At 41.0% G+C, this 20845-nt stretch carries 21 protein-coding genes and 2 pseudogenes; 16 read left to right on the plus strand and 7 right to left on the minus strand.

The features are described 5' to 3' along the window. Positions 1-180: 180 nt before the first annotated feature. Both F893_RS17925 and F893_RS12645 read left to right on the plus strand, forming a co-directional pair. A pseudogene (locus tag F893_RS17925) lies at positions 181-249 on the plus strand (transcriptional regulator); the annotation flags it as partial. A 75-nt stretch (positions 250-324) separates the two neighbouring features. Further along, positions 325-2661: a TIR domain-containing protein gene (locus F893_RS12645; protein WP_005252365.1), complete on the plus strand. Its 2337-nt coding sequence runs from the start codon at positions 325-327 to the stop codon at positions 2659-2661. A 27-nt stretch (positions 2662-2688) separates the two neighbouring features. Here F893_RS12645 and F893_RS12650 read toward each other — a convergent pair whose 3' ends face one another. From F893_RS12650 to F893_RS12660, 3 genes are all read right to left on the minus strand, one after another. Next, a complete protein-coding gene (locus tag F893_RS12650) occupies positions 2689-4272 on the minus strand; it encodes an IS66-like element ISAba25 family transposase (protein WP_005080957.1) in 1584 nt (527 codons plus the stop codon). A gap of 74 nt (positions 4273-4346) precedes the next feature. Then, positions 4347-4682 (minus strand): IS66 family insertion sequence element accessory protein TnpB, encoded by a 336-nt coding sequence (gene tnpB, locus F893_RS12655; protein WP_000618091.1) that lies wholly within the window; start codon positions 4680-4682, stop codon positions 4347-4349. Then, the gene (locus F893_RS12660; RefSeq protein ID WP_001055585.1) at positions 4679-5062 is read right to left on the minus strand and encodes a transposase; all 384 of its coding nucleotides are present in this window, start codon (positions 5060-5062) and stop codon (positions 4679-4681) included. Before F893_RS12660 ends, tnpB begins: the two co-directional genes overlap by 4 nt. A gap of 173 nt (positions 5063-5235) precedes the next feature. Between F893_RS12660 and F893_RS12665 the strand changes: the two genes are divergently transcribed. Beyond that, a complete protein-coding gene (locus F893_RS12665; RefSeq protein WP_005252366.1) occupies positions 5236-5685 on the plus strand; it encodes a hypothetical protein in 450 nt (149 codons plus the stop codon). A 277-nt stretch (positions 5686-5962) separates the two neighbouring features. Here F893_RS12665 and tmk read toward each other — a convergent pair. From tmk to pabC, 3 genes and pseudogenes are all read right to left on the minus strand, one after another. After that, a pseudogene (gene tmk / locus F893_RS12670) lies at positions 5963-6265 on the minus strand (dTMP kinase); the annotation flags it as partial. 2 nt (positions 6266-6267) lie between these two features. Beyond that, a complete protein-coding gene (gene mltG / locus F893_RS12675) occupies positions 6268-7326 on the minus strand; it encodes an endolytic transglycosylase MltG (RefSeq protein WP_004279071.1) in 1059 nt (352 codons plus the stop codon). 1 nt (position 7327) lies between these two features. Continuing rightward, positions 7328-8140, minus strand: a complete 813-nt coding sequence (gene pabC, locus F893_RS12680) for an aminodeoxychorismate lyase (RefSeq protein ID WP_004279072.1) — start codon at positions 8138-8140, stop codon at positions 7328-7330. 159 nt (positions 8141-8299) lie between these two features. Between pabC and F893_RS12685 the strand changes: the two genes are divergently transcribed. The 8 genes from F893_RS12685 to F893_RS12720 all read left to right on the plus strand — a co-directional run bounded on the left by F893_RS12685 (position 8300) and on the right by F893_RS12720 (position 16313). Continuing rightward, positions 8300-9307, plus strand: a complete 1008-nt coding sequence (locus tag F893_RS12685; RefSeq protein WP_004279073.1) for a sulfate ABC transporter substrate-binding protein — start codon at positions 8300-8302, stop codon at positions 9305-9307. A 175-nt stretch (positions 9308-9482) separates the two neighbouring features. Then, positions 9483-10496 carry a sulfate ABC transporter substrate-binding protein gene (locus F893_RS12690; protein ID WP_004731673.1) on the plus strand — a complete coding sequence of 338 codons (1014 nt, stop codon included), beginning with the start codon at positions 9483-9485 and terminating at the stop codon, positions 10494-10496. 32 nt (positions 10497-10528) lie between these two features. Beyond that, a complete protein-coding gene (locus tag F893_RS12695; protein ID WP_004731675.1) occupies positions 10529-11134 on the plus strand; it encodes an RBBP9/YdeN family alpha/beta hydrolase in 606 nt (201 codons plus the stop codon). Positions 11135-11220: 86 nt separating this feature from the next. After that, a complete protein-coding gene (gene cysT, locus F893_RS12700) occupies positions 11221-12054 on the plus strand; it encodes a sulfate ABC transporter permease subunit CysT (RefSeq protein WP_004279076.1) in 834 nt (277 codons plus the stop codon). Continuing rightward, positions 12051-12944: a sulfate ABC transporter permease subunit CysW gene (gene cysW / locus F893_RS12705; protein WP_004279077.1), complete on the plus strand. Its 894-nt coding sequence runs from the start codon at positions 12051-12053 to the stop codon at positions 12942-12944. The genes cysT and cysW overlap by 4 nt, the downstream gene beginning before the upstream one ends. A gap of 11 nt (positions 12945-12955) precedes the next feature. After that, complete coding sequence (locus tag F893_RS12710; protein WP_004731677.1) at positions 12956-14017, plus strand: sulfate/molybdate ABC transporter ATP-binding protein; 1062 nt, start codon at positions 12956-12958, stop codon at positions 14015-14017. 53 nt (positions 14018-14070) lie between these two features. Next, positions 14071-14994 (plus strand): CysB family HTH-type transcriptional regulator, encoded by a 924-nt coding sequence (locus F893_RS12715; protein ID WP_004731679.1) that lies wholly within the window; start codon positions 14071-14073, stop codon positions 14992-14994. A gap of 89 nt (positions 14995-15083) precedes the next feature. Continuing rightward, positions 15084-16313 (plus strand): outer membrane protein transport protein, encoded by a 1230-nt coding sequence (locus F893_RS12720; protein WP_004731681.1) that lies wholly within the window; start codon positions 15084-15086, stop codon positions 16311-16313. Positions 16314-16373: 60 nt separating this feature from the next. On the opposite strand, the gene carO is transcribed toward F893_RS12720, so the two are convergent. After that, the gene (carO, locus tag F893_RS12725; protein WP_004731683.1) at positions 16374-17117 is read right to left on the minus strand and encodes an ornithine uptake porin CarO; all 744 of its coding nucleotides are present in this window, start codon (positions 17115-17117) and stop codon (positions 16374-16376) included. Positions 17118-17436: 319 nt separating this feature from the next. Here carO and dapD point away from each other — a divergent pair, with 319 nt between their 5' ends. The 5 genes from dapD (at position 17437) to F893_RS12750 (ending at position 20773) form a co-directional block, all read left to right on the plus strand. Continuing rightward, positions 17437-18258 (plus strand): 2,3,4,5-tetrahydropyridine-2,6-dicarboxylate N-succinyltransferase, encoded by an 822-nt coding sequence (gene dapD, locus F893_RS12730; protein WP_004731685.1) that lies wholly within the window; start codon positions 17437-17439, stop codon positions 18256-18258. Between the two features lie 131 nt (positions 18259-18389). Then, positions 18390-19100 carry a 7-carboxy-7-deazaguanine synthase QueE gene (gene queE, locus F893_RS12735; protein ID WP_004731687.1) on the plus strand — a complete coding sequence of 237 codons (711 nt, stop codon included), beginning with the start codon at positions 18390-18392 and terminating at the stop codon, positions 19098-19100. 34 nt (positions 19101-19134) lie between these two features. Next, the gene (gene queC, locus F893_RS12740) at positions 19135-19803 is read left to right on the plus strand and encodes a 7-cyano-7-deazaguanine synthase QueC (protein ID WP_004731688.1); all 669 of its coding nucleotides are present in this window, start codon (positions 19135-19137) and stop codon (positions 19801-19803) included. A 16-nt stretch (positions 19804-19819) separates the two neighbouring features. Beyond that, positions 19820-20233, plus strand: a complete 414-nt coding sequence (locus tag F893_RS12745; protein ID WP_004645640.1) for a hypothetical protein — start codon at positions 19820-19822, stop codon at positions 20231-20233. An 81-nt stretch (positions 20234-20314) separates the two neighbouring features. Further along, positions 20315-20773, plus strand: a complete 459-nt coding sequence (locus tag F893_RS12750) for a peroxiredoxin (protein ID WP_004731690.1) — start codon at positions 20315-20317, stop codon at positions 20771-20773. The last annotated feature ends 72 nt before the right edge of the window (positions 20774-20845 follow it).

A 20845-nucleotide genomic window follows, 5' to 3' on the forward strand; every position in this document is an offset into this window, starting at 1 on the left:
GTCCATCGTGTCAAGTTCCCTGCTGATATCGGTGTGATGTGCACTACTCGGGAAGCCTCATTGAGATGTTTGCCAGAGTTTGGCAGCGGTTCAATAAGTCAACATTAATAAATATATCCTAAATTAATAAAAAATCTAGATATTTTTATCTTAATTATTTTTGTTTAACTGGGATAATGTCGTCGCTATCCTACTGGTCCTGCAGCGACTCTAATTCGCATTCTGGATTCCCATCCAACTCTGATTTAAAAAAGATTAAAACAACTGTTATTGGTTTGTTTTATTTTGTAATATATAAATAATATCTTCTTAAACAAAAAAAATATGGAACATTCTACTAAAATTTTTATTAGTTATTGTCATGCAAATGACATTCACTTCAATGCATTAATGTCCCATTTAGGCGCTATTGCTAAATTCAATAATATAGAAATCTTTACAGATCAACAAGTTGACATAGGTCAGGATTTAGATGGAACTATCCAAGAACATCTTCAATCTGCAGATATAGTCGTGTGTTTAGTTAGTACAGAATATTTAAACTCAGATTACTGTATTAGAAAAGAGTTAGAAGTTGCAATTGAAAAGCAAGTAATTGATAACTCTAAAATTTTTCCAATTATTGCTGAGGATTGCCTTTGGAAAAGAACATATTTTGGAAAAATAAAATGTGCTCCTGAAGATGGTGGTCCTGTATCAAAGTATGAGAATATAAGTTCTGTCTATTTAACAGTAGTAGATCAATTGATGAGTCAAATTGAGAGAAATAGAACTGTAGATATTGAAAAAAAAAAAGATCATCTAGCATCAGCTCTGATCTTTGACCAATCTGAAAAATTTCATAATTACATTCATGACCTAGGAATAAGTATAAAACATCCTCATAAAGATCATGTGATCCTGGATGATGTTTTTATTTATCCTGATTTGGAACATATAAATAGTAATGATGTAATTAACTACAAACAAATTTCTTCAGAAAGTATTCTCGAAAAATATAATTATTGTTATTTTATCGGATCAGATAAATCTGGAAAAACTGCCTTATTAAAAAAATATTCTCACGATTTATTTAAAAAGGGTTATCAAGTCGTCACTTTAAAGTCAACAGATATTAAACATTATAGTGCAGAGCAACTTCTTAAAATTTGTTCAAATAAATATAATATTGAATATGATAAGAATCTAGAAAATTTTGTTTTATTAATTGACGACTTCCATAATTTACAAATTAGTGAAAAATATGAAAATGATTTTTTAAAGTCTATAACTAGTTTTTTTAAGAAAATTTATTTTTTTGTAGATAAACAATATTTTTTTGGAGATAGATCAAAACATTTAAATGTAAATTTTGAAATTTTTGAAATAAAAAATCTAGGTCACGTTAAAAGAAATGAGCTATATAGTAAGTGGTATGGGATTGGAATTGAAACTCCTTATGTACAAAATGATGCAGATTTTTTAAGGAAAATTGATACTGTTACTAATCATTTTGATCTGTTACTTAGAAAGAATGTAATGGACGCTAAGCCAATGTATATTCTTACTATTATTCAGACCTTAGATAATTTAAATGTTTCTAGAGACTTCTCTCTAACTTCTTATGGACATTGTTATAACACACTAATTTTAAGTCTATTACATAAGTCAAATGTAAATCATCATGACTTTGATAGTATTTTAAATTTTTTATCCCATCTTTCATACAACATGTTTGAAAATAGAGCCAAAAGTATATCCAATGAAAGATTAGATAATTTAATTAAAGACTATCATAAAGATTATGTTATTAATTTAGATATCAAAAAAACACTAATTGAATCAAATATTTTATATTTAGATGAAAATTTAGATTATATTTTTTCACAAAAATATATATATTACTTTTCTTGCTCAAAATATATAGCTACCAACCAAAATACTCTTACTAGTTTAATTAAAGAACTATGCGACACTATTCATACAGAAGAAAGTGCTAATATTCTAATATTTTTGGTTCATCACTCAAATTCTACTGATTTTATTGACAATATTTTAGATTACAGTTCAAATCTATTAATAAATAGCACACCTCATTACTTAACCCTTGATCAAAATCAAGATTTAAATTTAAAATTTAAACAAATTTTAAATCAGGAAATTAAACAAATTCGTTTAGAAAATAAAAATATATATGATGAAAGAAGTAAACAACTCACTTTAAAAGATAACAGACCAGAATCAGAAGACGTTTTAGAATCCGCTATTAATTCCCTTGATAACAAAGAAAATAATAGTGAAATTAAAGATAGCCTTGATCAAAATATTGAACTCAATGAAATTAATGAAGCTCATACTATTTTTAGATGTCTTGAAGTACTAGGGCAGATAGCGAAGAACAAATATGGATCTTTCAACCGCAGTAGACTAGAGAATTTACTAGATTCTAGTTATAGCTTAGGTCTCAAGTCTCTATCCTTTTTCTTAGATGTATTGATGAAATCCGATAATGACTTAAAGGAGTTCATGATTTCTATAATTCAAGAAAAGGAAAAATCTTCAAATGAAGAAGCAGTAGCTATGGCTGAAAAAATGATTTTTGAAATGTGTAAATCTGTTTGTCGCTATTTAATTAATTTTATCTCTAAAGCTACAGCATCACCTCAGCTTGAAGAAATGTAAGCGTCCGCTGAATCCCATACCTATTTTTTAATTCGATTTAGGTTTCCAGCAGTGCGGCAGCAATTCTTCAATTTGGGTCACTTTGTGTGTCGGTAACCTTTTCAGCACATCACTTAAATAGGCATACGGATCCAAGCCATTCAGCTTTGCTGACTGGATTAAAGTCATGATGTTTGCCGCTCGCTGACCACTGCGCAGCGAACCTGCAAACAGCCAGTTCTTGCGTCCCAACGCCCAGGGACGCATCTGATTCTCTACCCAATTGTTGCATATCGGTAGATTGCCATCATCCAGATAGCGGCTTAAGGCTGGCCAACGCTTCAGAGTGTAATTGATAGCCTTGGCGGTGGGAGAACTCGATGGCACTGTCAGATGATGTTGGTTGAGCCATTCATATAGTTGTTGCATCACTGGTTGACTATGCTGTTGTCGGTATTCGCGGCGGTCTTCCGCTGTACCATCGGTCTTTTTCCTGAGTTCTGCTTCTATCGCATACAGTTTCTGAATCAGCACTAAGGCCTGTTCAGCAACCTGACTTTTCCCAGTTACATGCAGTTCATGGAATTTACGACGTGCATGGGCCATGCACCCCACCTCAATCACCTGGCCTGATTTAAAACGTGCTTTATAACCACTGTAATCATCACAGACTAGATAGCCCTGCCAGCCTTTCAAGAACTCTTCAGCATGCTGGCCTGAACGACTATCCTGAAAGTCATAGATCACCGCCTGAACTGGATTATACTGTGTGGTGGCATAGGCCCAGACATAACCTTTCTTCGGTTTTTTATTATTCTCACCCATCCGCATGATGGTGACCGGTGTTTCATCTGCATGCAGCACCCGCTGTTGCAGCACCACCTCTTTTAAGGCATTGGCCAGAGGTTCCAGTTCTACACCGCAGCGACCTATCCAGTCAGATAAAGTGGATCTGGACAGATCAATGCCAGCCCGCTGATAGATCAGGCGCTGACGGTACAGCGGCAAATGATCGGCATACTTCGATACCAGCACATGGCTGAGCAATTCAGGTGAAGCAATGCCTTTATCAATCACATAGGCGGGCATCGCTTGCTGAGTCAGAGTGTCACACTGATCACAGACCCATTTACCACGCACATGCTGTTCCTTATAGAACTGTGCCGGTCTGAAATGCAGTTTTTCACTGACATCTTCGCCGATACGACGGAGTTGGCAGCCACAAGCACATTGGGTTGATGCAGGTTCATGCTCAATACGGATGGTGTGTAGATGATCTGGCAGTGGTCGACGTTTAGGTTTATTGGTTTTGGCTTTCTGTGTCGCTGCATTGGTTTTATCTGCATTTAGCCGTTCCAGTTCTAGATCAACCGCGGCAATATCTTCTTCAACCGCTTCATCCCACAGATGGATTTGTTTTGCCGTTAAGTGTTCATTCTTTTGGGCGAATTTGTGCTTTTTAAACAGCGCCAGTTCATGCTCGTATTTTTGATTGAGAATAGAAAGATGTTGAACTTTGGCATCCAATTGTTGGTTTGATTGTGCTAGAGACTGATGCTGCAGCGCCAACTGCCTGGTGAATTCCAGCAGTTGTTCATGGGTCAGTTGGCTTAAGTCAGGCAGCGTATTCATGACCGCAGTATGCCTGAGGTCATGAGAAGAATGAAATAGAACGTTTGGAGAATAGCAGAATGGTCGAGCCTGGTTTAAAGCATCGTCACCACCTGCTGTCGTCCAATGCGCTGCCAGGGCAAACCTTGGATCAGTGCCTGTAACTGTTCCGGGCTGAGGGCCACGGTTTCACCTTGGTGAACTTGAGCCCAGTGAAATTTGCCCTGTTCCAGCCGCCGGGCACACAGCCAGATGCCCAATCCATCATGTACCAGCACTTTCATGCGATGGCCACGTTTATTACAGAACAGGTAAGCACAATGCGGTTTGATGTAGCCAAAGGCTCTCACCACCTGAGCCATGGTCGTATCCATACCTGCACGCATGTCCATGGGCTGAGTAGACAACCAGATTTCATCAATGCGGATCATGTTGCAAGTGCCTTGAGTAATTCTGCCAAGGCAGGTATTTCTGATGTCTGCCATTTTAGCTGAATATCATTATTCGTATGAGGCACGGTGATACACAACGTGATCCTCTCATCAATAGGTTGGCTGATTGCAGCAGTGTAAGGCAAAGCAATAAATGCTGGATTCACATGAGTAGGATCCTGCACGGCACCCTCATGATGGCTGAAGATCCTGATCCAACGACTGACAAGGTTGGCATTAATACTATGTTGCAGTGCGACCGAAGCGATCGAGGTATTAGGATTTTTGCAGGCATTGACAATACTGAGTTTGAATTCTTTGCTGTATTTTCGGCGTTTTTTAGCAACAGGAGGTGTTGCTGAATATATATCCATGTTCATGGATTAAGTCCCCACTTGTTTTTAGGTGGGAACTAAATTAAGGTTTATAGGATCGCTTGGTAAGGCTGTGTTAGCCGGATGCTTACAGAAAAAATAATGATAAACAATTAGAAGATCGTCTGAAGGAAGAATATAAAAAAACATTAGATATTATAGAAAAAGCAAAAACTAATATGGATACTGTGCGTGTTGAAGTTAAGGCTCGACCTCATGGAAATATTTTTGATAGAAAGAGAGGTTGGATGGATGTTAAAACTGATTTACATGTTAAATGCATTGCACCAATTAACTTAAAAGAGCAACTCTTAAAAACTTATGGTCTTGAGAATGTCACAAAGAGCGCACCAAGAAAAGTCACATTTTATAATAATTCAAAAAGTAACATGTATGTTCATACTCGAACAGGTGATAGAGCATATTCGTGTGAATCAGGGCAACGGACAACTCAGAATTTCGAAATAAAACCTAAAGAGAAAATTGATATTGAAATGGATATTGATCAAAATGTTTGCCATACGTATTCAGAAAAGGTTCCAAAAGTTAATTATTCCTCACTATGCATTGATTCTCTAGGCTCCCTTATAAAACTTGACCGCTCACAAAAGTGTTATCAGAAGCCTTAAATTTAGAACTTAACTATAAGTATTCATAAGTAATTAAAAGGTAGAAAATAGTCATATTACATTTCCTGAGCCAACTTAAGTTTTAGTTATGTTTACATTTACAGGATAGTGATGACTAAATTTTAGCTAAAATTAAAGTTACTAGGTTTCCAAATAGATAATAAATTTTAAAAACTTAATGAGTTTACTTTTATAGACAAATTTTTTAAAAAAATTCCTTTAACACTTAAAATACAGTATGTTTAAGCACTCTATCTTTGTTTACATCTAAAAAAAGGGAATATAATGAGTCGCTAAAACGGTCACATAAGACAATTTTCCCAGCTTCTAATGCGGGCAGAATCACTTGTGCCAGATGCTGGGCACGCGCCGCATACATCAATAACAGCTCGGTATCATGCGCCATGGCTTCTTCATGGTTCACAGCCAGCAACAGCGAGCGAATCTGCTCAGCCATCGGGGTTCCACCGGGTTCACGAGTCAAAATAACATCTTTGCCCTGTGCGATAAAATCTTCATAGATCGAACGAATGAGCGTGGTTTTACCTACACCTTCTGTGCCTTCAAAGCTAATAAACATACTCATTCCTTATTTTTCGAGCGTAAAATCGTCAGATATTCCTGTACGGCTTTATTGTGGTCATTCAGATTGCTCGTGAATTTATGCCCACCATTACCGGTAGCGACAAAATACAGGTTGTCAGAATTATCCGGATGCATGGCTGCTTCAATGGCTTTCTTGCTTGGCAAGGCAATCGGTGTTGGCGGCAAACCTGAAATGGTATAGGTGTTATACGGCGTCGGTGTGCGTAAATCCTTGCGAGTAATATTGCCGTTATAGCTGTCACCCATGCCATAAATCACTGTTGGATCGGTCTGTAAACGCATGCCAATTTTTAAACGGCGTACAAATACCCCAGAAACCTGTTCCAATTCACGATCCACACTGGTCTCTTTTTCAATGATTGAGGCCATGATCAGCGCGTCATATTTATTCTGATACGGCAGATCAGTTGCACGCTTCGCCCACGCCTCATCCAGTGCTTTCATCTGGCGCTGATACAGATTGGTCAGAATTTTACGGTCAGTTTCACCTTTGGCAAAGAAATAAGTATCCGGTGCAAACAGCCCTTCAGGATGTGAAAACGGAATATTCAATTCTTTGAGTAATTGCTCAGTAGGCAGATGCAGTACTTCTTTGGTGACTAAATCATTTTTCTTCAGGGCATCAATCAGTTGCTTAAAGGTCGTGCCTTCAATTACCAGAATCCGGCTCATCTGGGCATTGTCTGCATCGGAAATCATCTCCAAGACCTGACGGATGCTCATGCCTTGGCGTACTTCATACACGCCCGCTTTCATGGTGTCATGAATCATGATGCGCTGATACAGCTTGAGAATGATCGGGAAACTCACCTGATCTTCTGTGGCCAGACGATCAATAAAACCGGAATAGGTTTGACCAGATTCGATCGCGAGCAGCTGTTTTTTTCCTTCTACAGGATAATCCTTCCACAAACTGCTTTTCAGGATCAACGCCAAGATCAAAACAATCCCCATCAGGACCAAGGCAATTCCTTTGAAAGATGAGGAGAATCTCGCTTTATTTTTCTTTTTGGCTTTAGGTTTGGAAGCTGACATATTAAGACATCTGGTTTAATCGAAGACGGTTAAAAAGTTCAATACAAGCATTGCCATCCAAGGCGCGCTGCTCAAATTGTGTGACAATTTTCATCGGGCTGAGTGCATTGCAGAAAAACAGACTCCGAATATGGGAAATTTCATCCATACCGATATATCGTTGCTCATAGACAATACCCTGATCTTGCATACGTTGTAGAATTTCTGCACGCATGACACCGAAGACGCCATTATAACGGAGTTCTGGCGTAATCCATGTATTCTTTATAAGAATGAAACAATTACTGCTCACCCCTTCGACAATGCCACCTTGTACATCTGTCACTATTGCCTCAGGCCAGCCGCGTTGATCTGCTTCCTGTTTCAGTAAAACCTGCTCCAGGCGGTTCAGGGTTTTCAGTCCAACCAGACTGGGCATAGTCAATCCCACTGCCTGCTGCAATACGCCACTTTGAATCTGTTCAAACTTAAAATCCTGTACGGTTTGAGGATAATAAAATAGCCAGAGATCTGCAGGATGATCCGGCAAGCTATAACCGCGCTGACCAATTCCACGACTCAGCACGATTTTCAATGTGCCATTCAGTTCATGTTCTGATGCACGTAAAATCTGTAAGCTTTCTGCAATCAGATCAAGATTGGCATTCAGGCTTAATTTCTGATTGCTAATGTGCAAACGTGCCAGATGACGATCATATAATTCAATCCGGTTATGCCGAATCCGGGCCGTGGTAAAACAGCCATCACCATAATGAAAGCCACGATCCAGCACATCTATCTGGCTGACCTGTTGGGCATTTTTTAAATACAGCATATTTTGCAGCCTCTAAAATGAAAAATTGAGCAGTCAGATTCAGGCTTCACCTATATATCTTTTTTACTCACATCCAATTCTTTTTTAATTATTTTTTATGCAAAAAAACTCAAGCTATTCTTGCCTCATCTAACAAAAGCTAAAAAACTTGAGGAAAAAATGAGCATTCGTAAATTAAAAATTGGGGTATTGGCAGCACTGGTATCAGCAAGCGCTTTTAGTGTCTCTGCAAAAGATTTCCTAAACGTTTCATATGACCCGACTCGTGAATTATATGACAATTTCAATAAGGAATTCAGCGCATACTGGAAAAAAACCACCGGTCAGGATATTAACTATAAACAGTCACATGGCGGTTCAGGCAAACAGGCACGTGCCGTGATTGACGGACTGGGTGCCGATGTTGTAACACTGGCACTGGCAGCAGATATTGATGAAATTGCAGAACGTGGTTTGCTGCCTAAAGACTGGCAAAAGAAATTCCCGCAGAATTCGACACCCTATACTTCAACCATCGTTTTTCTTGTACGTAAAGGCAATCCAAAAGGAATCAAAGACTGGGGAGACCTGGTTAAACCAGGCGTAGACATTATTACCCCGAACCCAAAAACTTCAGGTGGTGCACGCTGGAATTATCTGGCTGCCTGGGCGTGGGCCAAACACCAGAAAGGTGGCAATGATGCCAAAGCACAAGACTTTGTCCGTCAAATCTACAAACAAACCAAAGTACTGGATTCGGGTGCACGTGGTGCTACCACGACTTTCGCTGAACGCGGGATTGGGGATGTATTACTGGCTTGGGAAAATGAAGCACATTTGGCCGTCCGCGAACAGCCGGGAAAATTTGAAATCATTACTCCTTCTCTGTCTATTCTGGCTGAACCACCCGTGGCAATCGTAGAAAAAAATGCCAAGAAAGATGGTAATGAACATCTGGCCAAAGCCTATTTAAATTACCTCTATTCACCTGCTGGACAGACTGTGGCGGCGAAAAACTTTTACCGTCCACGTAATGCGAATGTATTAAAGCAATACAGTACCGTATTCAAGTCCTTAAAACTGGTCACCATTGATAAAGAATTTGGTGGCTGGACCAAGGTTCAGAAACAGCATTTTGACAATGGTGGTGTGTTTGATCAGATTGTCAAAACCAATCACGCAAAATAATACTTTAAATGCAGTTCATTATGGCCTTTATTCATAAGGCCATTCTTATTTCAAACACTTAAGAGCTTATTTATCTCTTTTTTTCATATAAAATTCATTTTTAATTATTTTTTATGCATAAAGAATAAGTTTATTCTGCGCTTATGTTACAGAACATATCAGAGATTCAGTCCAGATGAGCATTTCAAACACATTAAAACTTGGGGTTTTAGCAGCTGTTATCTCGGCAACCTCATTTGGTGCAGCAGCACGTGATTTTCTCAATGTATCCTATGATCCGACCCGTGAACTGTATGAAGATGTAAATAAGAATTTTGGCAAATATTGGGAAAGCCGTACCGGTCAAAAAATCAATTTCAAGCAATCGCATGGCGGTTCAGGCAAACAGGCACGTGCCGTGATTGATGGTCTGGATGCAGATATCGTAACGTTAGCATTGGCTGCCGATATTGATGTGCTGGCAGAAAAAGCTAAACTGTTACCTGCGGACTGGCAGAAGAAATTGCCGCAAAACTCGACGCCTTATACTTCAACCATCGTGTTCCTGGTGCGTAAAGGCAATCCGAAAGAGATTAAGGACTGGGGTGATCTGGTCAAACCGGGCGTAGCGATCATTACCCCAAACCCGAAAACTTCAGGCGGTGCACGCTGGAATTATCTGGCGGCTTGGGCTTGGGCCAAACATCAGGCGGGCGGCAACGATAAGACTGCGCAAGAATTTGTTCGTAAAATTTATAAAAATACCAAAGTTCTGGATTCCGGGGCACGTGGTTCAACCACGACCTTTGCTGAACGTGGCATTGGGGATGTTTTACTCGCATGGGAAAACGAAGCGCATTTAGCCCTTCGCGAACAGCCGGGCAAGTTTGAAATTATTACCCCTTCTCTGTCGATTCTGGCTGAGCCACCGGTGGCGATTGTAGAAAAAAATGCCAAGAAAAAAGGCAACCAGCACTTGGCTCAAGGTTATTTGAACTTCCTGTATTCGCCATTGGGTCAAGACCTGGCAGGTAAACATTATTATCGTCCACGTAATGCCAAAGTACTGGCCAAATACAGCCAAGTATTTAAGCCATTAAAACTGGTGACGGTTGATCAGGAATTTGGCGGCTGGAACAAAGTACAAAAGGCTCACTTTGAAAATGGTGGTGTATTTGACCAGATCGTTAAAGCCAACAGCGCGAAATAATTTTCCAAGCTGATTGATATAGGAGCATCGACATGATTCATACGCTTATCGTTCCTGGTGTAGGTGGCAGTGAATACAACCACTGGCAAACCTGCTTACAGCACCGGCTGATGCGATGCTCCCGTGTGCAGCAAAAGGACTGGAATCATCCGGTACTGGATATCTGGGTAGCAGAATTTGTCAAAACTCTGCAAGCCATTCCAGCAGAGGTTCAGATTGTCGCACACAGCTTTGGCTGTCTGACCAGTATTGCGGCCCTTGCCCGACATCCCGAACTCAATGCAAAAGTAAAAAATCTGCTATTGGTGGCACCAGCTAATCCGGCACGATTTGGGGAAAATGGTTTTTCGCGCGACAGTCAGACTGACTACAGCACCTATTTTCAACAGCTCAAGCTTCAGGTGCCCACCACGTTATTGATCAGTGAAAATGATCCCTGGTTAAGTTTTGAAGATGCCCACATACTGGCCCAAACCTGGAAAATCAAACCAATTAATCTGGGTGCAGTCGGTCATGTCAATGTCGCTTCTGGTTTTGGCCCTTTTCCTGAAATTGAACACTATTTGATTTCAGAAAACACTATGCCCCATATCAGCAAAGTTGATGAGAGCAAGTGTTATTTTAAATTTGCATTTTAGTCGCTGCAAATTATGCTTGTGCCCAAATTGTTTTTTTATTTTAGCTGATTGACTTCAATCAGCTTTCTCTCTTCTGAGGAGTAATCATGTCGCAGCGATCCCGAGTGCTGCCAGGATTTGGTCTTTCTCTAGGCTTTACCCTAGCGTATTTGTCATTAATCGTTTTGATCCCGCTGTCAGCTGTTTTTATTAAATCACTGGGCATTGGCTGGGATGGCTTATGGGAAATCCTGAGCTCTGAACGTATCTTGAAATCATTGCAGTTAAGTTTCACCGCGGCCATTGTCGCTGCACTGGTCAATGTAGTTTTTGGCCTGTTGCTGGCGTGGTGTCTGGTACGTTACAGCTTTCCGGGCAAACGCATAGTCGATGCTCTGGTAGATTTGCCATTTGCCTTGCCAACTGCAGTTGCGGGTATTGCCCTGACCTCTTTATATGCACCGACCGGCTGGATTGGTCAATATTTAGAACCAATTGGCATTCAAGTCGCTTATACCCCGATTGGTATTACATTGGCATTGATCTTTATTGGCCTGCCTTTTGTGGTGCGTACCGTCCAACCGGTACTGAGTGATCTGGAAACTGAACTGGAAGAAGCTGCATCTGCATTGGGTGCCAACCGTTTTCAGATTGTGACCAAAGTGATTTTTCCAATTCTTCTGCCTGCGCTGATCACTGGTTTTGCTTTGGCCTTTGCCCGTGGTGTCGGTGAGTATGGTTCGGTGATCTTTATTGCCGGTAACCAGCCTTTTGAAACGGAAATTGCACCGTTAATGATTATTTCTCGCCTAGAAGAATATGACTATGCCGGTGCAACCACGATTGCTGTCGTCATGCTACTGATTTCCTTCGTGATGCTATTCCTGATTAACTTATTACAGGCATGGGCTAGCCGTCGTACCGGGAGAACTGCGCGATGAGTTTAAATACCAACAGCAATGCGCTGGCTGAAAAGTTGCAATCCCGTGATGCAACCCGTGAGCCAACTTGGGTACGTTATACGCTGCTCACTATTGCCTTAATCTTCTTTTTAAGCTGCCTGATTCTGCCCTTGATTCTGGTTTTTGTTGAAGCCTTTAAACAAGGGGTTGGCGTTTATACCCAAGCGCTGGTGCATCCGGATACTCTGTCGGCAGTAAAACTTACCTTGCTGACGGCTGCAATCGCAGTACCGCTCAACGTCGTATTTGGTGTTGCGGCAGCCTGGTCTGTGGCGAAGTTTAACTTTCCAGGTAAATCATTCCTGACGACCATTATTGATCTCCCTTTCTCTGTTTCACCTGTGATTGCGGGTATGATGCTGGTACTGATTTTTGGTACCCAAGGCTGGATGGGCTCTTGGCTGATGGATCACGATATCAAGATCCTTTATGCAGTGCCTGCGATTGTCCTAGCGACTATCTTTATTACGGTACCTTTTGTTGCGCGTGAGCTAATTCCGTTAATGGAAGCACAAGGAACCGAAGAAGAAGAAGCTGCGATTGTACTCGGTGCATCTGGCTGGCAGACTTTCTGGAAAGTGACCCTGCCCAATATCAAATGGGGTCTGATCTATGGCGTGATTCTGTGTAATGCGCGGGCCATGGGTGAATTTGGTGCGGTGTCGGTGGTTTCCGGCCATATCCGTGGTGAAACCAATACCTTGCCGCTACACGTCGAAATTCTTTATAACGAATATACCTTTAGTGCTGCGTTTGCCGTGTCTTCGCTTCTGGCTCTCCTCGCAATTGTGACCCTGATTTTAAAAACATGGGTGGAACTGCGCCAGGAAAAACAAGACAAACGTAATGAAGATTCAACAGTTTCTTAAGGAATGCCCACATGAGTATTCAAGTACAAAATATTGAAAAACACTTTGGTGCATTCCATGCACTTAAAAATATCTCGCTGGATTTCCCAGATGGTCAACTGGTCGCACTTCTTGGTCCATCAGGCTGTGGTAAAACCACTTTGCTACGGATTATTGCCGGTCTGGAATCAGCAGATGGCGGTCAGGTTATTCTTGAGGGCGAAGATGCTACCAATGTGCATGTACGGGAGCGTGAAGTTGGTTTTGTATTCCAGCACTATGCCTTGTTCCGCCATATGACGGTATTTGACAATATTGCCTTTGGCCTGCGTGTGCGTCCACGTAAAACTCGTCCATCGGAAGCGGAAATTAAAAAACGTGTGACACGTTTACTCGACTTGGTTCAGCTCGGTTTCCTTGCTGACCGATATCCAGCTCAACTTTCTGGGGGTCAGCGTCAGCGTATTGCCCTTGCACGTGCTCTGGCCGTTGAACCACGTGTATTATTACTAGATGAACCTTTCGGTGCACTGGATGCCAAAGTGCGTAAGGAACTGCGTCGCTGGTTACGTACCCTGCATGACGAATTGCATATTACTTCGATCTTCGTGACTCATGATCAGGAAGAAGCACTTGAAGTTGCAGATCAGATCGTAGTAATGAACAAAGGCAATGTAGAGCAGATCGGTTCACCGCGTGAGGTCTATGAAACCCCGAAAACTCCATTTGTATTCGACTTTTTGGGTCAGGCGAACCGTTTTGAAGGTCAGAACCATGGCGGCCTCATCCAACTCGGCGAAGACCGCATTCAATTTGAGGGTGCAAAAAATGCCGCTCAAGGTGAAGTGATTTTATTCGCGCGTCCAGATGAACTACGCATTCATGCACAGCCACACGACAATGCCATTCAAGCGACTTTCATTCGTGAATTATGGATCGCGGGTAAAGTCGTTGCAGAGCTAAATGACCGTCAAGGCAATCTGATTGAAATTTTACTGACGCCTGATGAAGCGAGAGCGCACCAATTCCGCCCAAATCAAACTGTTTGGTTAAGTGCGGTGAACTTGCATTTATTTGAAAACCAGGTCGCTTAAGATCAAAAGATGGGGCTTTAAAATGCCCCATCCTCTTCTAGGGTAAGAGAATTATGAATTTCCAACAATTAAGAATTATACGAGAAACGGTTAGACAAAACTTTAATTTAACTGAAGCTTCTGCTGCGCTTTATACTTCACAGTCCGGGGTAAGTAAGCATATTAAAGATCTGGAAGATGAACTGGGGGTGCAGTTATTTATCCGTAAAGGTAAACGTCTACTGGGCTTAACCGAACCAGGTCAGGCACTTTTAGGCATTGTGGAACGCATGCTGGTCGATGCCGACAATATCAAACGTCTGGCCGATGATTTCAATAAAGTCGATGAAGGCACATTGACGATTGCCACGACGCATACCCAGGCGCGTTATGTGTTGCCACCAATTGTCAGCCAATTCAAAAAAGAATTCCCTAAAGTACATTTGATTTTGCAACAGGCCAGCCCGATGGAAATTACGGAAATGCTGCTGGAAGGCCAAGCCGATATCGGTATTGCGACTGAAGCCCTGACGACTGAAGACAATCTGGCCAGCGTGCCTTATTATAACTGGCAACACAGTATTATTACGCCGCAAAATCATCCGCTGGCGAGTAAGGAAAACATCCGGATTGAAGATCTGGCTCACTACCCGATTATTACCTATCATGGTGGTTTTACCGGTCGTTCCAAGATTGATACTGCTTTTGAAGAAGCCGGCTTTGATGTCAATATCGTGATGTCCGCACTCGATGCCGATGTGATTAAAACCTATGTCGAAATGAACATGGGCGTGGGTATCGTCAACGATGTCGCTTATAACCCTGAGCGCGATTATCGTTTAAAGCAAATTAAAACCGACATTTTTGGTGTCAATACCACCTGGATTGCGGTACGTAAAGGACATTTACTGCGTGGCTATGGCTACGAGTTTATTTCCCTATGCTCGCCAGATGCCAATATTAAAGCACTTAAAAAAGTCGCCTATCCAGACGACTGAACTAAATTCAGGCTTTAAACTCAAGAGGCTCATTGGCCTCTTTTTTATTTTTTGAGTAGATAAAGAATATAAATATCAAGCATAATCACATGCATAATAAATTGAATTATACCAAGATGATCAATAATAAATTTGCTCTTTTCTCCGTGGGCTTGTTTTTCTCCGGGTCAGGTTATGCAGCAGCGTTTGAACAATCTAACCAAAGCATCCAATCGTTTTTTGAAAAAAATCATTATGCTGAAGTTTCATTGGCCTGGGTTCGCCCTGATATCAGCGGTCAGGTACAACATACCGAAGAGCTACAACAATTAGGCATCATCGATTTTTCTACAGGAAATCTTGCCCATAGCCAATGGGTTTCCAATGCCGCATTAAAATTCCAGTTAAATCCTCAAGTGTCGTGGGGACTGATTTATGATCGGCCTTATTCTATAGATATCGCTTATCATTATGATCCTGTTTTTGCAGGTGCGGCACTTCCCATTGAGGCTGCTACCATTCAGTTTGAGAGCCATAATTTGACCTCATTAATTGGCTTTCAACCAGACGCTGACTGGAATTTTTATACAGGGCTAAGTTATCAAAGCTTAGAGGGAAATTTATATTTAGCCGGGCAGACATTTTATATATTCAATGGTTATCGAGCCACATTTGAACGAGATCCCGCTTGGGGCTGGCTTGCAGTAATCAGTTATCAGATTCCTGAATATTTTTTTAGAACCGCACTGACCTATCGTTCTGCAATTACTCATCACAATAAAACCACTGAATCAATTATTGTAGGTACAAATCCAGCACCTTATACAGAAATTCAAACTCCACAGTCTGTGAACTTGGATTTTCAGACAGCTTTAACTGATCAAAATGCGCTCTATGGCACGCTGCGTTGGTCAAACTGGCAGAATTTCGTGATCCAGCCACCTAAATTTGGCGCTGTAATTGACTATGCGGCCTTACAGTTCCCTGAAGTAAAACCTTTTAGAATGATTGATTATCGTGAGGATCAATGGTCTGGCAAAATCGGACTTGCCCATCAATGGTCATCTTTTGGCATAAATTCGATTGAACTTTTATGGGATTCTGGTACAGGAAATCCGGCTTCAACCTTGAATCCGAGTGATGGCTATTGGGGTATCGGACTAGGTCATCTTTATAAGATTCAAGAAACCTGGGATATTGCTACTGGACTATATTATTTAAAGTTTCAAAAACCTGAAATTTCCTCATCCGAACCTATGACGCCACAGATTGCAGGTTTATCTGCAGTTTCTGAAAATAGTGCTTTGATCCTAGCTTTGAAACTGGGTTATCACTTTTAAAATTGTTCTAAAAATATAAAAAAACGGGCCGAAGCCCGTTTTTTTATATTAAGTTAAATCTTAGAAGCGGAAGCTCACACCTAGTTTCGCTACTGGTAACCATTCGTATTTATTGTCGTTACGAATATCACGTTCTTCTTGAGCAAGAGCATCTTCTAAACTGTTACCTTCGCTTCCTGGGCCTACTGCTATTAAAGCTTCTGGATTAGCAGTTAAATTTGCAGTTGGATTTCCATTATAGTAGGCACCAATTTCACCAAATACTCCCCAACGATTAGTAATCGCGGGAGAAAAACCGATACCTACATAAGGAGCAATGTTGTTCTTGTAGGATAAATCACCACTAATACGAACATCGGCACCAGTTGGATTGCTAAAGCGTTCTCCACCTACTGTAAATGAAGCATTAGTACCTGGACGACGTTCTAGACCATAATCATTATCAATATAACCTACCCCAGCCGCCATATAGAACCAGTTTGCCCAAGGACGAATTTCAGCATTTAGATAAGTCAGGTTATTGTCCATATCTAGGTCATAATCAGAACCATTGATTGATAAATCATCAGACCAGGAAATATCACCGCCGTTATAACCTAAAGTGACACCTACATATGGGTTAGCACTCCAGGAAATTGCACCACCATAACCGGTAGTACCGACTTCAGCACGAACAGAAGCTGGTTTAAAGAAAGAGAATTCAGCAACGCCTTCATCTGTTACGATTGTTTCATCAGCAGCCATCGCAGAACTCGCTGCTAGAGCTAAGACTGATACTGCTAAAATGTTATGTAAAGATTTCATTATTTCTCTCCTCAAAAGAACTTATTTTGATCATTAGTTATTCGTGATAGGCTCAATATAAAGGACTTAAAAAATATTTTTTATTCGCATTTTGCTCATCTTTTGTTATTTTTTGATACAAATTAATTTTTCTTGTTCAGAACCAAGCATTTTCTAACACTTCTCCTACATTTCAACATAATGAAAAAGTATACTTATCACTTTAATAATTTCACGCTTTCTACACTTTTGGTTATTTTTCATCTATTTTTAGTGCTTTCAACTATTTTTCCTGCAATATAGTGTAAAATCTAGAAAATTTTTTTCTGGAAGGAAGATCATGTCGCAGCTTTCAACAATCATTGAACAAGCGTTTGAAGACCGTGCGAATTTTACAGCTGCAGATTGCTCTGCTGAAATCCGTCAAGCAGTTGAGGAAGTAATTGCTGGTCTAGACAATGGTACTTTACGTGTTGCTGAAAAAATCGATGGTGAATGGGTTGTTCATCAATGGATTAAAAAAGCGGTATTGTTATCATTTAAATTGAACGACAACAAACCAATGGAAGCTTGTGATCTTCGTTTCTATGACAAAGTAGAGACTAAATTCTCAGGTTGGACTGAAGAACAATTTAAGGCTGCTGGTGTACGTGTCGTACCACCTGCTGTCGCACGTAAAGGTTCTTTCCAGGCCAAAGGCGTGATCTTGATGCCTTCTTATGTCAACATCGGTGCTTATGTAGATGAAGGCACGATGGTTGATACCTGGGCAACTGTCGGTTCATGTGCGCAAATTGGTAAAAATGTTCACTTGTCAGGTGGTGTAGGGATTGGTGGTGTGCTTGAACCACTGCAAGCGAATCCAACCATTATTGAAGATAACTGCTTTATCGGTGCACGTTCTGAAATCGTTGAAGGCGTAATCGTTGAAGAAGGTTCTGTAATTTCAATGGGTGTATTCATTGGTCAATCGACCAAGATTTATGACCGTACCACTGGCGAAATCCACTACGGCCGTGTACCAGCAGGTTCAGTCGTTGTTGCTGGTAGCCTCCCTTCTAAGTGTGGCACTTACAGCCTGTATGCTGCCATCATCGTGAAAAAAGTTGATGCACAAACTCGTTCTAAAACAAGTCTGAACGATCTATTACGTGAAGACTAAGATGTCTTAACTTAGAGGACACATTTGTGTTCCTCGGAGCTTCAACTGCTCCTCGTCTCTACGATTAGTAATAATCGTAGGGATTTTTATTTTTATATCCGGTTATTTATTTCTCATTGGTTAGTTTTGTTATGAATACGCTTCGATCTTCCGCAATTCCTGTCTCTGATCCGTCTGCGGGTTTACGCATTACGGAGATTTTCTATTCATTGCAAGGTGAAGCCAATGCCGCAGGACTGCCAACGGTATTTATCCGTTTAACCGGTTGTCCATTACGTTGTAGCTATTGTGATACCACCTATTCCTTTGAAGGCGGTGAGCGTCAGTCTCTGGACGATATTATCCAGACCACGCTAGATTTTAAAACCCCTTATGTCTGTGTGACCGGTGGTGAACCACTGGCACAACCAAATGCCCTACCCCTGATGCAGCGACTTGCAGATTTAGGATGTCAGGTTTCACTTGAAACCAGTGGCGCTTTAGATGTGTCCAAAGTGGATTCACGTATTTCTAAAGTTTTAGATTTAAAAACACCAAATTCAGGTGAAGTTGCACGGAATTTGCTTGCTAATCTCGATCATTTAACTGCACATGATCAAATCAAGTTCGTAATATGCAATCGTGAAGATTATGAATGGTCAAAACAACAACTTGAACAGTACCAACTTCAAGACAAAGTGAGTACAGTTTGGTTTTCGCCTGCATTTGCGGTCGAAAAAGGTGCGGTTCGTTTACCGCCACTGGCACGTGATTTGGCTCAGTGGATTTTAGAAGACCATCTCCCTGTTCGTTTCCAGTTACAGCTGCACAAGTTGTTATGGAATGATGAAACTGGTCGTTAATTTTTTGTAAAGTATTTTTTTGGAGAATCAGCTTATGCGCCCTCGTGCCATTGTCCTGTTATCTGGCGGTTTAGACTCAACCACATGTCTGGCTTGGGCACAGGCACGCTATGAATGTATCGCACTCAGTTTTCGATATGGTCAGCGTTCAACGACCGAGCTGGATGCAGCAAAAGCTTTAACGCAACGTGCGGGTGTGGAACATCGAGTGATCAATATTGATCTGGGTAATCTGGGTGGCTCAGCCCTTACCGATCATAGTATTGAGGTACCCGACCATGAACAGGCTGGCATTCCGATTACTTACGTTCCTGCACGTAATACTATCTTCTTGTCTTACGCTCTAGCCGCGGCAGAAGTGTTCGAAGCTGAAGCGATTGTCATCGGAATTAATGCGGTTGATTACTCCGGTTATCCGGATTGCCGTCCGGAATTTATCGAGGCATTTGCCAACATGGCACGCCTTGCGACCAAGGTTGGCGTAGAGGGTCAGGCGCTCAAATTTGAAACACCTTTGTTACATTTATCCAAAGCAAATATCATTCGCTTAGGTATTGAACATGGCGTAGACTACAGTCAAACGGTGTCATGCTATCAAGCAGATGACCAAGGACGTGCCTGTGGCAAATGCGATAGTTGTCGTTTACGTAAACAGGGTTTTGCGGACGCAGGTGTTGAAGACCCGACACGTTATATACCGTAATAACAAGGTAGAGTTTATGAAGAATTTAAAATCAAGCATCGTGCTTTCAGCAATTGTTTCAGCTGCTGCTATGTTCGCAACTACGGCTCAAGCGGCTGATGACAAATTACAACAAGCTTATAAAAGCACCAATGTAAAATCTGCATTGATCAATGTTTGTAAAAATGAAACTGGCAAAAGCAAAAAATTGACATCTGCTGAAGTCAGCAAATATTGTGGTTGTGCTATTGAAGCAGATGGCAAATTAACCAATGCACAAAAATGGGAAATTCAAAGCACCATTAACCAGAAGAAAAGCCCAGGCACTTTAGCTTTTGTACAGAAGCAGAATAAAGATCTTCAAGCATGCTTTGGTCCACAGTTAACAGGCAAACTGAAAACTTTGACTGAAGAAGCAATGAAATCAGCTCAAGCGGCACCAAAGAAATAAGATCTGATTATTCTTTGATAAAATAAGCCACTATAATGTGGCTTATTTTTTTGAAAAAATTTAAAGAAAACAGGAGTTTTTATGTCTGAAATTAGTTTGCTTGACCAGAATTTTCCTGCGACGACAGGCGAAATCAATTTAACCCAGTTAAATACAGAATGGCTGGTGATTTATTTTTATCCTAAAGATTCTACGCCAGGCTGTACGACTCAGGCAGTTGGCTTTTCCTGTTTAAAAGATCAGTTCGATGCTTTAAATACCACAATTCTTGGCGTATCCCGTGATTCGGTAAAAGCTCATCAGAACTTTACTGAAAAGCAGAACCTGAGTATTAACCTGATCAGTGATAAAGAAGAAGTGTTGTGCAATCACTTTGATGTGATTAAAGAAAAGAACATGTATGGTAAACAAGTGATGGGCATTGAGCGTTCAACTTTTATTTTCCATAATGGCCAACTGGTCAAAGAATACCGTAAGGTCAAAGCAGCAGGTCACGCAGAACAAGTTCTGGAAGATTTAAAAGCTTTACAAGCTGCTTAATTGCATGCTTGTGTATAAATAGAAGCTCGAAATATTCGGGCTTTTTTTACAATAAATGTCATATCATCAAGT

Source organism: Acinetobacter sp. CIP 102136, from assembly GCF_000369685.1.
In the GTDB taxonomy this organism is placed as follows: domain Bacteria; phylum Pseudomonadota; class Gammaproteobacteria; order Pseudomonadales; family Moraxellaceae; genus Acinetobacter; species Acinetobacter fasciculus.

Coding starts and splice junctions, on each gene's coding strand:
- F893_RS12695 (WP_004731675.1), top strand. CDS start 10,529: ATGATTCATACGCTTATCGTTCCTGGTGTAGGTGGCAGTGAATACAAC.
- pabC (WP_004279072.1), bottom strand. CDS start 8,140: ATGCTGTATTTAAAAAATGCCCAACAGGTCAGCCAGATAGATGTGCTG.
- F893_RS12645 (WP_005252365.1), top strand. CDS start 325: ATGGAACATTCTACTAAAATTTTTATTAGTTATTGTCATGCAAATGAC.
- F893_RS12660 (WP_001055585.1), bottom strand. CDS start 5,062: ATGAACATGGATATATATTCAGCAACACCTCCTGTTGCTAAAAAACGC.
- mltG (WP_004279071.1), bottom strand. CDS start 7,326: ATGTCAGCTTCCAAACCTAAAGCCAAAAAGAAAAATAAAGCGAGATTC.
- F893_RS12690 (WP_004731673.1), top strand. CDS start 9,483: ATGAGCATTTCAAACACATTAAAACTTGGGGTTTTAGCAGCTGTTATC.
- queC (WP_004731688.1), top strand. CDS start 19,135: ATGCGCCCTCGTGCCATTGTCCTGTTATCTGGCGGTTTAGACTCAACC.
- F893_RS12750 (WP_004731690.1), top strand. CDS start 20,315: ATGTCTGAAATTAGTTTGCTTGACCAGAATTTTCCTGCGACGACAGGC.
- F893_RS12650 (WP_005080957.1), bottom strand. CDS start 4,272: ATGAATACGCTGCCTGACTTAAGCCAACTGACCCATGAACAACTGCTG.
- tnpB (WP_000618091.1), bottom strand. CDS start 4,682: ATGATCCGCATTGATGAAATCTGGTTGTCTACTCAGCCCATGGACATG.
- F893_RS12685 (WP_004279073.1), top strand. CDS start 8,300: ATGAGCATTCGTAAATTAAAAATTGGGGTATTGGCAGCACTGGTATCA.
- queE (WP_004731687.1), top strand. CDS start 18,390: ATGAATACGCTTCGATCTTCCGCAATTCCTGTCTCTGATCCGTCTGCG.
- carO (WP_004731683.1), bottom strand. CDS start 17,117: ATGAAATCTTTACATAACATTTTAGCAGTATCAGTCTTAGCTCTAGCA.
- F893_RS12710 (WP_004731677.1), top strand. CDS start 12,956: ATGAGTATTCAAGTACAAAATATTGAAAAACACTTTGGTGCATTCCAT.
- dapD (WP_004731685.1), top strand. CDS start 17,437: ATGTCGCAGCTTTCAACAATCATTGAACAAGCGTTTGAAGACCGTGCG.
- F893_RS12665 (WP_005252366.1), top strand. CDS start 5,236: ATGGATACTGTGCGTGTTGAAGTTAAGGCTCGACCTCATGGAAATATT.
- cysW (WP_004279077.1), top strand. CDS start 12,051: ATGAGTTTAAATACCAACAGCAATGCGCTGGCTGAAAAGTTGCAATCC.
- F893_RS12745 (WP_004645640.1), top strand. CDS start 19,820: ATGAAGAATTTAAAATCAAGCATCGTGCTTTCAGCAATTGTTTCAGCT.
- cysT (WP_004279076.1), top strand. CDS start 11,221: ATGTCGCAGCGATCCCGAGTGCTGCCAGGATTTGGTCTTTCTCTAGGC.
- F893_RS12720 (WP_004731681.1), top strand. CDS start 15,084: ATGCATAATAAATTGAATTATACCAAGATGATCAATAATAAATTTGCT.
- F893_RS12715 (WP_004731679.1), top strand. CDS start 14,071: ATGAATTTCCAACAATTAAGAATTATACGAGAAACGGTTAGACAAAAC.